Genomic DNA, 12025 nt, shown 5'->3' with positions numbered 1-12025 from the left:
GTAGGGCGCACTGGTGCCTTCGCGAGGGTGGAATCGGTTCATGGCTATTCGGTTTCGAGATATGGGTCAACGACGATGATGCCGTTCGCCGCAGGCGTCAGGCCGTGGTACAGGATGATCTCTACCGTGGTGTCGCCAGGAGCGAAGCGCCGGATGGCCGGTCGCCTGCCAGCGAAGCGATAGAGGTCAAGGAGGTCGAACATGGCAGACGGTATGAAGCTCAGCTCCGCAGGCACGTGCACCAGGAACTCGTACAGGTATGGCTCGCTGACGGCCCCGGTCTCCAAGTGGTAATAGCCGGTCAGCACACCCTCGGTGACGAAGCTGTGAAACGCAGGCTGGCCATCCCCGATGTGGTACATCACCGGCGCTTGGTCCACCACGGTGATGTAGATGCGCCGGTCCAGCGCGTCATGCAAGTCGTTCAACACCCATTCAAGGGAGTGCATAAGCCCGTTGAACCTGTATTGAGCAATGATCACCTCGGTACGCCATAGCAGGAACTCCTCCTGAATGCGACCGACCCAAGCCAGCAGCACCTGGGCGAGGGCGATGTTCCGCGCATGGCGGAACCATCCAGGCGCATAACGCCGGACAAGCTTATCTATATCGAGGTCGTACAGCATCACACGTTACCCACCTGCCACTGCATGAATGTGGAGATCGGGAACTCCGCGTCCAGGACGGCATGGCCAGCGTAGGTATAATGCACCCTGGGCACGTTGATCCACGGCCCCGTTGTCCGCACCTCGCAGTTCGTCAGCCTCACGTCCACCACACCCTGCCCTCGTAGCATCGCCGCCTTCAGGTCGGTGATTCGGACCGCCCCCCCGAAGTCCAGCGTCTTGAGGTATTGGCCCACCTCAAAGGTCACAGAGGCCTTTACGGCCGACAGTGCGGTCTGACCATCATACACCACCTGGCCGGTGAGCCTGATGCGGTCGGCTGCGGCCGTCAGCACAGTCACTTGCACTGGCGGCCTCAGCTCCTGGAAGTAGTCATCCACGGCCGTCCGCTCCTCCGGCGTGAGCTGGGTCAGGCCAGACCCGGCTGCCTTGGCCACCTTCACCACCACCATATTGGCCAGCTCTACCACAGCCGCATGCGTGATGATTCTGGCCGATGGATCATCAACCGCGTAGGTGGCATCCTTCTCCTCAAGTATCAGCACGTGCCCCATCTGGAATCGCTTCGCCCGCGACACGAACCAGCGCCGTGTGCCGTAGTGGCCGTTTTTGGCCAGCGCTTCGGTGTCGCGGCGGAACTGCTCCCACAGGAACTGCTGCACTTTGCTCACGTAGGCGTATATCCACATGTAGAGCCTGTGGATGGCCACTTTGCTGCCGCTGTTCACGTCGGCCTGAAGCTGGGCTGCGCTGTCTGGATTCGGGCTCAGCTCCGCGAGGGCGGTTTGCTGCGTCGCCTCGCTGGCCATGTGCTCATATATCTGCTGCGTGCTCATGCGACAATGTGCTTGGACGCCATGTGGATCATGCCGGTCATCGCCGAGTGTTCGATGTGGATGAGCAACACGTCACCATCGGCCATGGAGGCAGTGACCAGATCACCCGCATCCACAACATCGCCATGGAGCGACACGGTGATACCAGCGGCATTGGCGCAGATGATCTCGATGCGGAATGCCATGTGCTGCTGAGGCCCTCCATAGACCTGGAACGGCCGAAGCACGATGTTCTCGAACGCGGTGATTCGCACCCCGGCGTGTTGCATTGCAACATCCATCTGTGGATTCACGTCGTCGAAATGGAACAGCGTATCAAGCACGCGCGTAACAGGCGTCTCATGTCGGAGCAGGCCCGCTCCTGTCGCACCGCTGAGCGTCAGTATCTGCGCAAGGGTATCTCGCTGACCAATGACCATCGGACCGTTTAGAGTGATCAAAGCCCATTCGGCGGTCACGCTATAAGGCCCGGCTACTACAAGGTCTCCAACGTCAGGCGTTGTCACCACCTGCCATCCATCGATCGTCACCTCAACGACTGACCCGACCATCGCAGTTCCGCTCATGACGAAGTACTTCGTCTCGGCCGCCCCAACCACAGAGTCGGGGTTGAACCCATCGAGAAACATACTCACCGGATGCACCTTGGCGCCGTGTCCTGGATTGTCGAGGTGGGCTCTGATTGCTGCCGCCGAGACCTGGTTGTTGGTGAACTGCGCCAAAAATTCGTCGCGGTTCTTCAAATGAGCCAGTTGCACCGCGCTGATGTTCTGCCACACCAGGCCGTTGGTGCCCGGCTCAACGCCGGTCTGGTCGGTTACACTGACGAACAGCCAGAGCTTATCGGCGTGACGCACCACGGTCTCCTCGCCGCCGGTGTAGGTGGTGCCGCTCTCCCATGCGGGGAAGGCGAGCACCGTGCTTCCAGGCAGTCCGTTCACGATATTGAGCAAGGAAAGCACCGTGCTGTGCATCACCTCTCGGTGCCTGGCGGCGGTGATCTCCTGATTTCCCTGCGTGGGCAGCTCGGCCGTCAAGTAGGCCAGCAGAGCATTGGCGTTGTCAAAGACCTGTACTGGCATGGTCAGATAGGCTCGTTGTAGTGGTCGTCGTTGTAGTCGTCGTTATAGTCTCCGCCAGGACCGGTTGTCGCCGGTTCGGCGTTCACGTTGGCGGGAACAACACCCAATCTCCTCGCCGTCTCGTACACCGCTCGGTCTATGATGTCGTCACGCAGCGTCAGTTCTGTACCAGCCGCCAGGTCAGTGCTGAATCCATTCGGGAAGTGGCTGGGGTTGTCAAAGACCAGCCACGCTGCGCCGTCGACGCTGCCGTACACCTGGAGGGCGATGTCTTCCAGGCATTGCCCAGGTTCCATGATCACCTTCCTACTCATTGGACCGGATTCTTATGCCGTCCTTCACCACAGGCCATTGCTTGCCGTCGCGCTCCAATTGGATGCGAACGATGCGCTCGAATTCCGACCTGGACATCCTGCTATTCATCCTGCGCAGCAGGTCGCAACCGGCGAACATGTCGTGACGGACCTCCCCCTTGTTTGTCAGCATCAACAAGGCCACATCCTGAGTGAGCGTATCACCCACCGCGATGGTGCCGTTTCGGAGCACCAGCTCGCCCTTTTCGTCCACCATGAATCCGCGATCAGCCATGGCTCACCTTCGGATTTTGCAGTTGCTGGCTATTGGTGGTGGCCACCGGCTGGCCAGCCCATGCCGTTAGCGATGTCTTCAGCGCAGCACCACCGTCGTTCGGCACCGGCACCCAGGCATTGAGCAGGCTCTTCAGCTGGTTCAGTTCAGCCTGTAAGGTGGCCAGCTCCTGCGCCACAGCATCAGCCTTCACTATGCCGCCCAGAGCGTTGCCGTTGATGCGGCGCTCAGCGATGCTCTCAGCGAAGAGCAGGAAGGTGGCCACGTGCTTGTTCTCAATGATGCCAAGCAGCACCTTTGAGCCAGGTTCTGGCACCGTAATGTCGGCACCCAGCCCCAACAGAACATCGTCATACTCCAAGCCCTCGCGGGTGGCCACCATGGTGCCGGTGGACGAGTCTGCACTCAGGCACTCGGCCCACACGGTCTGCACCGGCACATTGGCCTTCACCTGCGCAATGATGGCCTGCTTCAGCTTCTCTAGGCTATCCATTGCTGAGCGAGTTTGATGTGGCGTTCAAAGCCATCAGGCCCGAACGATACGGTCACCGCTTCGGCCAGGTATTGGCCATCCCGCTCCGGATGGTCGCTGCTGGAGAGCTGCACCTTGTCGCCGTACTGGCAGAAGGGGATACCAAAGGCCTTGAAGCCGCCCTCATATCCATCGAACTTGAACTTCTCCAAATCGGCGGTGGCCAGCTTCTTAAGCTCACCCTCGCTGGGGATGCCGTAGTAGTGCAGTGTTCGGCTCTCACCGTCAGGGTCGCCCACCTCCACGCTCAGCGCCTTATCACCGTTCACCTGCACGCTCTTAGCCGTCACCTTCAGGCTCACCTCGTCGGCCGTGCGATACTTCAGGTCGCTGCTCTTGACGTTGCGCTCAATGCCGTAGGCCACCGTGCGTGCATCGGCATCGAACAGCACGCCGCAGTACACGGTGTCACCTTTCAGGTAGGTCACCAGGCCGAATTCATCCTTCAGAGCCTTGAAGGCATCGGCCTTGCGGGCCTTCTCTATCCGCACCGGCCCTATGTGTGCATCCATGGCCTGCACCTTATAGGCATCGCCAACCAGGTCCTTCACCATGGTGGGCACGTGCGCGTTCTTGTAAGCCTTATTGAACGGCTGTTGAAGAAGCTTGAACAACCCATCGCGACACTCGATGACCACGGGCACGGCAGCGCCTACGGAGGTGGCAAACCCCGCGAAATCCACCTCGCGCAGGACGCCGTCGTAACCCAGGTATATCCTCACCTCGTCGCCGCGACGCAGGAGGCTCTTCAATTCATTGTTGCGGAAGTCGGGAATGTTTCGTGGCAACGTGATGGTGGCGCTCTGGCACACGTCATGCACGCTCGTATTTATCTCCACGCTATGCACCTTGCGCAACGATAGCTCGCCGCGCCTGGCGTTGGCAGGAAAGACGATATGTGCGCACATCGCGAGTGTCATCTCTTGCGAGCGCTGCGGCGATCACGCGCCTTATTCCATGCCCAAAGGCCTGCGGCCTTGAACACGCCTCCGACAAAGCCACACGCAGCAGCAACCGCGAGAGCTCGCCACAGCAGTGGGTCGGCCAGCCAGCTCACAATGCCTGCTGCCATGCTCAGCAGTATCGTTGCCCAGGGACTATCGGATGCGTGGTGTTCCATCATCGTATCAGCAGTTCAAGAGGTGCATCGCTCTCGCACTGCATCTGGTACCCGATCATGCGCGGCCTGCCTGGTATCTGTGTGAATGAGACCGATCGTATCACCAGCCGGTCTATGCCTCGGCGGTTGTAGATGTCGCTGTCCACGCCGATACTATCGGCCAGCTCGGCGAATTCCAGCATGCGCTCCTCCATGGTCTCGACAGAGGATGCACCATTCGGTTGCGACCGCTCGTCCAGCAGTATGCCACTGAGTCTGATCTCCCAATCGCCATTGCTGTACACCTCCTTCACTGTGGCCCCGCTGGCGCTCACCTGCGTCTTGGTGATCACCTTCGTCATGCTCATCTCGCTGATGCTGCTGATAGGCAGTCGCAGCGCCGCAAGCTGGACCTCCTCGACGCTGCCGCTCGTTGCGTATCGCTTGTACAAGCCGCCACGCAGGGTGATCGGGTGCCAGATGGGCGTACCCAGTGAACTCACCTGGCGCACCTCGTCATCGCCCAACACCTGAATGCCCGAGAACGTCACATCAGGCACCTCGCGCTCGGCCAACTCTGACATGCCCGGGAAGGCAACAGGGCGCAGGATGCCATATAGCTGCGCCAGCGCTGTAGGCACGGAGAATCGTGGCTCTGTGAACGGAAGGCGATCCATTATCCAGCGGCGAATTGCCAGTCGTTGAACTTGCGCGTCAGGTCTCCAACGATGCGCTCAGCGGCCTCGCGCGCACCCATGTTGCCGTCCTTGGGCAGGTTGAAGTTGTTGGTCATCTTGATGTCCACGTTGATAGTGCGGCCGCTGCCGCCTCTGTCGCCTACCGTAACGCCATCCCCGGCGGAAGAGCCAGGCCCGCTCGGACCACCGACCAGGCCCGACGCCCCAAGGTCTTGGCCATGCCCTGCGTGCGTTGCGTCGAGTCCTGGCGAACTGAGCGGATCGCGGTTGTCTTCGTGGAGTGCGGCCACTCCCTCCTGAAATCCCTTCACGGCCGCAACGGCACTGCGATTGGCCACATCGGCCAGGGCATTGGGCACGTCGGCCACCTCGCTCACCAAGGATGCGATGGCGTTGACATGCTCTCCCACCGCGCTCTTGATGCCGTCCAGATAACCATCCTTGAATGGATTCGAGAACACGGCGTCCAGCACATGCGCCGCCGTGCGGGCCACCTCCACCATGCCCTTGAACAGGCCGCTAATGATATCCCACATGCCCGAGAAGGTCTCCTTCACGCTTGCCCATAGGCCATAGAGAAATCCTCGGAACTCCTCGAAGTTGTTCCAGGCGTAGATGACCGCACCAACGAGAGCCACTACGAGCATGATCACCGCGCCTATCGGATTGGCGGTCAAGGCGGCATTCCAACTCCACTGCGCGGCAGTGGCGCCAGCCACGGAGCCAGTCGTGAGCGCTGTCCATGCAGCCAGAGCGGCAGTCTTCACCGCAGCCATGGCCTGTAGCGCACTGTTGTAGATCAAAGCCGCATTGTTGTACAGAAGCAGCGCTGTGTAAGCCGCCGTACCAACGGCGATGCCGTAAAGGACATCCTTGATCGTGTCGCCGTTCGACACGACCCACTCGAATCCTCGTCTCAGGATATCCAAGCCCCTGCTCATCATGTCGATCCCCTTGAAGAACAACGGCGCCGCCAGCTCTCCTATGCGGCTCTGGAATTCCCGGAAGCTGCTCCTCAGTGTACCGAGCTTGCCATCCAACGTCTGCGCCACCTGGTCCCACTTGCCCGCGAAGTATCCGCTCTCTCCGCCCATCACATTGAATGCGGCGGCCCACTGCTTGAAACCTACCTCACCCTTCTTCACCATCTCTCGCACCTGGGCGTCCGTCTTGCCGGTCGCGTCAGACAGCGCCTTCCACATCGGAAGGCCTGCACTCACCATAGCGTCTACTTCATTCGAGGTGACCTTTCGTCCTCCGGCGATCTTGGAGTAGAGGTCGGAGACACTTGCGAAATCGGCGCCCACGGCCGCAGCAGCCTGACCGATGGCATCCATACGGTGGATGATATCCTTGTGATCGAACTGGAGGGCGAACTGCTTGGCCACGCCCATGATCTCCTCGGTATCAAGCACGGTGGCGCGCTTGCTGAACTCTGCCACGTCACGCTGTATTTCATGGACCTTCTCCATGCTGTGCGTGATCGCCATCAGAGAGCTCTCGAAATACTGATTCTTGGCCGCCACCTTGAAAACCTCGCCGCCGAACTTGGTCACCGCGCCAACGGCAAAGACTCCGGCAATGGGTGACGCCAGCCCCTTGAACATGTTGCGCATTCGAGCAACCCCGCCGCCTACCTTCCTCTCCATCGCGCCGGTATCCACGCCGTCGAGCTCCTTCTGTGTGGCGGCGATCTCCTTCTTCAGCTTCACGATCTCACCAACGCTCCTGCTGGTCCGGACCCGCTCACCCAGGCTGCGCAGCTTGCTCTCCAGCTCATGCGTCTTGGCCAATGGTGCCATGATGTCGGCTACCATATTGCGCATACCCAGGTCAACACCCTGCTCCAAACCAGACATGGCCCCTTGTGCTCCGGCGGCGTGCTGGCCGAAATTGCCGAATGCCTGCCCGGCAGCCCTATCTACACCAGCCACAGCCGGGGCGATGCCGCCGATCTGCTCTTGCAGCTTGGCGAGGTCGCCGAAGACCCCCTGGAGGATTCCTATGTCTATGACGACGCGGTCGGCCATTTACTTGATCAGGCCAAGCCGCTTACCGAGCAGCTCGGCCTTGTGGTGCAGCAGCCAGTCGGCTTCTATCCACCGGTCTATGAACTCACTATCCGAGAGGGTGTCCGGGTCAAGGCAGAACTCGCTTCGCACCAGGGCGCGCCCCTTTCGCAGTTGGTCGGCGTCGTGGTCGGTGCTTATACGCCGACGCCGAACGCTTCCCCCACCTCTGCCTCGAGCACGCGAAAGAGCGATTGCACCGACTTCACCGCAGCCAGATGTACCTCATCGTCGCTGTCCATCTCGGGGTCGGCGGCCAGCTTGCAGCTGTTGTACACCAGGTCGCCAGCGGCAAGGGGGTCGTTCATGCCCACCGCAGCAGCAGCGCTCATGTCGCTCAGCTTGGGCTTGCGGAACAGGCCGCAGAACTGCTTGCCATCCTTCTTCACGCGCACAGGAAACACCTGTCCATGCTGGCGGGCAAGCTGGTTCATCTGCTCTTGCGTCACGCCATCAGGCAGGCGCTTCTCCTCTTTCTTCGTATCCATTGCGGGGTGGGTTTTGAATGGGTGCCTTGGCGTGGATTACTGCACGTTCCAGTCGATGTGCGAGCAGTGGGTGTCGGTCTCGTAGTTGATGCTCTTGTCGTTCTGCGAGACCTCCTTGCCGATGCCCTTGAACTGCACGTTGCGGATCACGTCCTTGGTCACGCGGCCATTGCGGATGGTGAGCACCGGCCAATCGAATGGCGGAATGTCCTGGATGCGCTGGCCGGGGGGCAAGGAGGACAGGATGCCACGCATCTCCTCATCGCTGATGGTAAAGGCACATTCGGCGCTGTAGTTGCCGTCACCAATACCAATGGGGTACTTACCAGCTCCGTACACGGATTCCACCTCGCTGGTGTCCTTGTACATGATCTTGCTGATGCCCACCAGCTTGCGGCCGAACAGCACGGCCTGCTGGCTGTTCCAACCGGCGACCTTCCCGAAGTTGTTGATGATCTCTGCCATGGCTTAGGCTTGTGCTGGGTTCGTGAATCCGATCTCGCCCTCGATCTCCTTGGCGATGCCCTGCGGCACGATGCGCAGCCGCGTCTTCACCTTGCCTTGGGCGATCACATCCTGCTCGGGGTCCAAGCTGAACGTGTAGTCGCTGATCTCGCCCTCGGCGAGCAGGGTGTCCAGCTGGCGCTTTGCCGCTGCATCCCAATCGGCGATGGTGGCCGGTGCGATGCGCCCGGTGGTCGAGTCGATGCGCACCCGGCTGTTCATCTTGGGGATCAGCGCGCGGCGCACCATCCGGGCGCTCTCGTTCCACACCCGGTTGATGTGGATGGTATTGAAGTCGTCCGTGACCAGCGTGCAGGTGGGGTCGGCGTTGAAGTACACGCCTGGATAGCTCTCGTAGCTGCCCGCGTAGCCATACGCCTTGTCGGTCAGCTCATCGCGGTAGCTCTGCGTGGTGTCGGCCACCAGCACGCCGCTGCTCAGGCCAGGCTTCATCCATCGGCCACGGCGGGTGTCCACCAGGCTGTAGTTGGCTCGACCGCGTGCGGCGCTCGGATATCGCTCAAGCACCACGCTGCCCATGCTCTCGCTCAGCATGCGCACACCGATGGCGGCCAGGGCGGTGCCCACCGAGGCGGTACGCAGAAAGGCTTCGTCGTATTCATCCAGGTAGCCATGATCGCAGGCCACCGTGATATGTACCTGCGGCGCATCGGCCGTCTTCTGGTCCACCAGCACCGGTGCGGCGAAGGCGCCCTCGATCACCACCACATCAATGTAGATGTGCTCGGTAGCGCGGGCCTCCACCCAGGTCTGCGCCGCGCTGCGGGCCTGGGTAACGAAATCCGCGAAGCCGCCGGTGATGGTGTATGGCTCTGCTGGTTCGGGGTCGAAGCCGAAGATGATTCCCAGGCCACGGATGCCATTCTCGGAGGCCGACAGCAGGGCGTTCGCCGGACCGTTGGCCGCGAAGAGGTTGGCGGTGGCCACCTCCTCTCCGTTGAACACGTAGAGCGTGCCGTCCGGGTTGGTGCGGAACCACTCGTCGATGTTGTACCAAATGAGCGCCGTGGTGTCATCGGCGTTGTTGGCGTCGGAGGCTGGACTCAGGCCAAGGGCTTCGGCATCCTCGATGCTGGTGAGCCTGTAGACCTGGCCGAACTCGAAGGTGTCGCTCACTTCGTAGCCATTGGCCACGATCAAGCCGAACACGTTGCGATCGCTGGGCGCGGTCTGGCCGAGGCCGCCGTTCAGCTTGAATATCTCTGGGCCGCGAAAGCTCATTTATCGGTCGTTCAATGCGCGTTCGAGCGCGGTGTTACTTGCCCTTTTTGCCAGCCTTGTTGGCGGCGGCCTTGTCGGCAGCAGCCTTGTCAGCAGCAGCCTTGTCGGCGGCGGCCTTGTCGGCAGCAGCCTTGTCAGCAGCAGCCTTGTCGGCGGCGGCCTTGTCGGCAGCAGCCTTGTCGGCGGCGGCCTTGTCGGTGCCCTTCAGCAGTTGCCGCAGACCATCCACCACATCTGCATGCTTGCGCTCTACGCGCGTCGGTGCTGGCAGCTTGTTGGCCTTGGCATGGGTGTACGCCAGGTGCTTGGCACCGGGCAGCCACACATTGCCATCATCGGTCACGTACACTTCCTGTGCATCTGCGTACTGTGCGAAAACAGCAAGGGCTGCGGCCAGATGGATCTTTGAGATGTGCATGGTGATCATTACAGGGTGATGAAGTCAGGGAACTCCGCCGCGACGGCGGCTTCTCGCACGGCCTTGCTCTGCGCGGCCCATGCGGCCACGGTCATGCCGCTGCGGTACCAGGTGGCGATCACCGCATCGATCGCGAGCAGCACCACACCATCCTCCGTGTACCTCTCGTCCAGGTCGGTCAGTGCGGCGATGCCCAGTGCGGTGGCTAGTTCGGCGCGAGCCTGTTCATAGGTTGGGGGCTGCACCGGCTCTACAGGCACGGCCACCTTGGTCACGCCCTTGCTCGCGTCTGTGCGGCTGCCCATGGCCATCAGGATCAGCTCAGCCACGGCGATCTCCTCCTCCAGGTCCTCGCGATCCACGGTGCCAGGCGCCGCCAGGCTGTTGCGCGTGGCGTGGTGAGTGGCCAGGCTCAGCTGGGCCAGCGGCCACACATTGCCATCGCTGGTGGCCAGCACGCTGTCCACCTCCGGATTCTCGGCGAAGTAGGCCGCCGCGCCTTGCGCTGCCGTCATCAGGTCAAAGGGGTTTGATCGATCGTTTCAGCAGCGGCCAAAGGCGCCACAACGTGAGCAGTAAGGCCAAGGCCAGCGTCCACCACGCCCACTTGGGCGTCCGTGTCTCCACGATCACTTCCACCCGGTGATCCTGGTGATAGGAGCTCTCCCTCTGCCACCGCTCCCACAGCCTCACCTCCAGGGCCAAGCTGTCGAACAGGCATCGCACCTTGGCCAGGCCTTCCAGGATGGACAGCTCGGCCGTGGCATTGCCTGCGGTCACTTGCACCGGCGGCAAGTTCTGACCAGGTGGTGGCAAATGCACATGCAGCACTACGCTGTCCCTCGGCACGGTGATCACCGTGTCTCTGGGCAGCCAGTAGACCACCACGCTGTCGCGCTGCACCACGGTGTGCTGTATGCTCTTTGGCGTCTTGCATGCGCCCAGCGCGAACAGCGCCAGAAGCAGAACGGCCAGCAGCAGCAGGCGCGTCCGGTATGTAACTGGTAATGGCATGGACTTTCGAGAGTTCGCGCTTGCGTGAATACACCCCGTCGCCTTCGCGGCTTCCTGGGCCGTTCGTATTCCCCTCCACGGTGGTTATGTACCTGCCCTCCAGGGCCTGAACGAAGCCCACATGTCCTACCCGCTTCAGGTTCGAATAGTAGAGTGAGAACACGTCACCAGGGAGGGGTGAGCGGGACGCCTTACGGGGCGTCCACACCTGCTTCGCGGCAGTAGCGTAGGCAGGGCTCCATGCACTCAGGGGATTGGGTACCCCGCACGTGGAAAGATGATACGATACGAATGCAGCGCACCATGGGTAGCCCTTGCCAAGGCCCACGTGGGCCAGGTAGCGTTCCACCTCGGGGCCGTCGTTCTTGCCGGTGAGCTCGCGCACACCCACATCGGCGCTGGCGCTCTCCACCACACAGGTGCGGGCATCGCACGTGGCTGCGCTGGCGCAACCACCCAGGGCCAGCAGCATAAGGCCAAAGAACAGGATGGCGTACATGCGCATGCTGTAGCTCGTCTTCTGCTCGCTGGTGAGGTCATCGAAGCGGTCCACGATCTCGTGTTTGAGCCAGTTGTAGGCCCGTGGCGCCACCACGCGCAGGCCCACCCAGGTGAGCAACGTATAGATCACCAGGCGGAGGCCCACCCAGAACACGGTCTCCGTCTCCGCAGCCAGGTCGTACTGGCCGGTGGTGGGCCAGACGGTGGCGCTCACCCACCTCACGGCAAGGAGCACCAAGGAGAGCAGGCCGATCACGGCCAGCTCTTCCTTGTATCGCTTCAATTCACGCATCTAAGTGTGCTATTGCAGGTGTGCTACCTCTGTTCG

15 protein-coding genes are annotated in these 12025 nt (G+C 61.3%); all 15 read right to left on the bottom strand.

Going from position 1 to position 12025, the window contains the following annotated elements:
* Positions 1–44: 44 nt before the first annotated feature.
* The 15 genes from KIT10_14635 to KIT10_14565 all read right to left on the bottom strand — a co-directional run bounded on the left by KIT10_14635 (position 45) and on the right by KIT10_14565 (position 11989).
* A complete protein-coding gene (locus KIT10_14635; GenBank protein MCW5900498.1) occupies positions 45–626 on the bottom strand; it encodes a hypothetical protein in 582 nt (193 codons plus the stop codon).
* Positions 626–1462 (bottom strand): hypothetical protein, encoded by an 837-nt coding sequence (locus KIT10_14630; GenBank protein ID MCW5900497.1) that lies wholly within the window; start codon positions 1460–1462, stop codon positions 626–628. The genes KIT10_14635 and KIT10_14630 overlap by 1 nt, the downstream gene beginning before the upstream one ends.
* On the bottom strand, positions 1459–2544 hold the full coding sequence (locus tag KIT10_14625; protein ID MCW5900496.1) for a hypothetical protein: 1086 nt from the start codon (positions 2542–2544) through the stop codon (positions 1459–1461). Before KIT10_14625 ends, KIT10_14630 begins: the two co-directional genes overlap by 4 nt.
* 2 nt (positions 2545–2546) lie before the next feature.
* Positions 2547–2858, bottom strand: a complete 312-nt coding sequence (locus KIT10_14620; GenBank protein ID MCW5900495.1) for a hypothetical protein — start codon at positions 2856–2858, stop codon at positions 2547–2549.
* The gene (locus tag KIT10_14615; protein MCW5900494.1) at positions 2851–3132 is read right to left on the bottom strand and encodes a hypothetical protein; all 282 of its coding nucleotides are present in this window, start codon (positions 3130–3132) and stop codon (positions 2851–2853) included. Before KIT10_14615 ends, KIT10_14620 begins: the two co-directional genes overlap by 8 nt.
* Entirely contained in the window at positions 3125–3625 is a 501-nt protein-coding gene (locus KIT10_14610; protein MCW5900493.1) for a hypothetical protein, read from the bottom strand. Before KIT10_14610 ends, KIT10_14615 begins: the two co-directional genes overlap by 8 nt.
* Entirely contained in the window at positions 3613–4584 is a 972-nt protein-coding gene (locus KIT10_14605) for a hypothetical protein (GenBank protein ID MCW5900492.1), read from the bottom strand. The genes KIT10_14610 and KIT10_14605 overlap by 13 nt, the downstream gene beginning before the upstream one ends.
* Positions 4585–4783: 199 nt before the next feature.
* Positions 4784–5347 (bottom strand): hypothetical protein, encoded by a 564-nt coding sequence (locus KIT10_14600; GenBank protein MCW5900491.1) that lies wholly within the window; start codon positions 5345–5347, stop codon positions 4784–4786.
* A gap of 92 nt (positions 5348–5439) precedes the next feature.
* The gene (locus tag KIT10_14595) at positions 5440–7491 is read right to left on the bottom strand and encodes a tape measure protein (protein MCW5900490.1); all 2052 of its coding nucleotides are present in this window, start codon (positions 7489–7491) and stop codon (positions 5440–5442) included.
* Positions 7492–7667: 176 nt separating this feature from the next.
* Positions 7668–8018 (bottom strand): hypothetical protein, encoded by a 351-nt coding sequence (locus KIT10_14590; protein ID MCW5900489.1) that lies wholly within the window; start codon positions 8016–8018, stop codon positions 7668–7670.
* Between the two features lie 36 nt (positions 8019–8054).
* On the bottom strand, positions 8055–8483 hold the full coding sequence (locus tag KIT10_14585) for a hypothetical protein (GenBank protein ID MCW5900488.1): 429 nt from the start codon (positions 8481–8483) through the stop codon (positions 8055–8057).
* A 3-nt stretch (positions 8484–8486) separates the two neighbouring features.
* Positions 8487–9764: a hypothetical protein gene (locus KIT10_14580; protein ID MCW5900487.1), complete on the bottom strand. Its 1278-nt coding sequence runs from the start codon at positions 9762–9764 to the stop codon at positions 8487–8489.
* Between the two features lie 34 nt (positions 9765–9798).
* Positions 9799–10191 (bottom strand): hypothetical protein, encoded by a 393-nt coding sequence (locus KIT10_14575; protein ID MCW5900486.1) that lies wholly within the window; start codon positions 10189–10191, stop codon positions 9799–9801.
* The gene (locus KIT10_14570; protein MCW5900485.1) at positions 10191–10697 is read right to left on the bottom strand and encodes a hypothetical protein; all 507 of its coding nucleotides are present in this window, start codon (positions 10695–10697) and stop codon (positions 10191–10193) included. Before KIT10_14570 ends, KIT10_14575 begins: the two co-directional genes overlap by 1 nt.
* The gene (locus KIT10_14565; GenBank protein ID MCW5900484.1) at positions 10697–11989 is read right to left on the bottom strand and encodes a CHAP domain-containing protein; all 1293 of its coding nucleotides are present in this window, start codon (positions 11987–11989) and stop codon (positions 10697–10699) included. The genes KIT10_14570 and KIT10_14565 overlap by 1 nt, the downstream gene beginning before the upstream one ends.
* Positions 11990–12025: the final 36 nt, after the last annotated feature.

Source organism: Flavobacteriales bacterium (genome assembly GCA_026129465.1).
In the GTDB taxonomy this organism is placed as follows: domain Bacteria; phylum Bacteroidota; class Bacteroidia; order Flavobacteriales_F; family PHOS-HE28; genus PHOS-HE28.
This window is presented reverse-complemented; position numbering and strand designations above follow the sequence as displayed.

Coding starts and splice junctions, on each gene's coding strand:
- KIT10_14635 (MCW5900498.1), bottom strand. CDS start 626: ATGCTGTACGACCTCGATATAGATAAGCTTGTCCGGCGTTATGCGCCT.
- KIT10_14630 (MCW5900497.1), bottom strand. CDS start 1,462: ATGAGCACGCAGCAGATATATGAGCACATGGCCAGCGAGGCGACGCAG.
- KIT10_14625 (MCW5900496.1), bottom strand. CDS start 2,544: ATGCCAGTACAGGTCTTTGACAACGCCAATGCTCTGCTGGCCTACTTG.
- KIT10_14620 (MCW5900495.1), bottom strand. CDS start 2,858: ATGAGTAGGAAGGTGATCATGGAACCTGGGCAATGCCTGGAAGACATC.
- KIT10_14615 (MCW5900494.1), bottom strand. CDS start 3,132: ATGGCTGATCGCGGATTCATGGTGGACGAAAAGGGCGAGCTGGTGCTC.
- KIT10_14610 (MCW5900493.1), bottom strand. CDS start 3,625: ATGGATAGCCTAGAGAAGCTGAAGCAGGCCATCATTGCGCAGGTGAAG.
- KIT10_14605 (MCW5900492.1), bottom strand. CDS start 4,584: ATGACACTCGCGATGTGCGCACATATCGTCTTTCCTGCCAACGCCAGG.
- KIT10_14600 (MCW5900491.1), bottom strand. CDS start 5,347: ATGTCAGAGTTGGCCGAGCGCGAGGTGCCTGATGTGACGTTCTCGGGC.
- KIT10_14595 (MCW5900490.1), bottom strand. CDS start 7,491: ATGGCCGACCGCGTCGTCATAGACATAGGAATCCTCCAGGGGGTCTTC.
- KIT10_14590 (MCW5900489.1), bottom strand. CDS start 8,018: ATGGATACGAAGAAAGAGGAGAAGCGCCTGCCTGATGGCGTGACGCAA.
- KIT10_14585 (MCW5900488.1), bottom strand. CDS start 8,483: ATGGCAGAGATCATCAACAACTTCGGGAAGGTCGCCGGTTGGAACAGC.
- KIT10_14580 (MCW5900487.1), bottom strand. CDS start 9,764: ATGAGCTTTCGCGGCCCAGAGATATTCAAGCTGAACGGCGGCCTCGGC.
- KIT10_14575 (MCW5900486.1), bottom strand. CDS start 10,191: ATGATCACCATGCACATCTCAAAGATCCATCTGGCCGCAGCCCTTGCT.
- KIT10_14570 (MCW5900485.1), bottom strand. CDS start 10,697: ATGACGGCAGCGCAAGGCGCGGCGGCCTACTTCGCCGAGAATCCGGAG.
- KIT10_14565 (MCW5900484.1), bottom strand. CDS start 11,989: ATGCGTGAATTGAAGCGATACAAGGAAGAGCTGGCCGTGATCGGCCTG.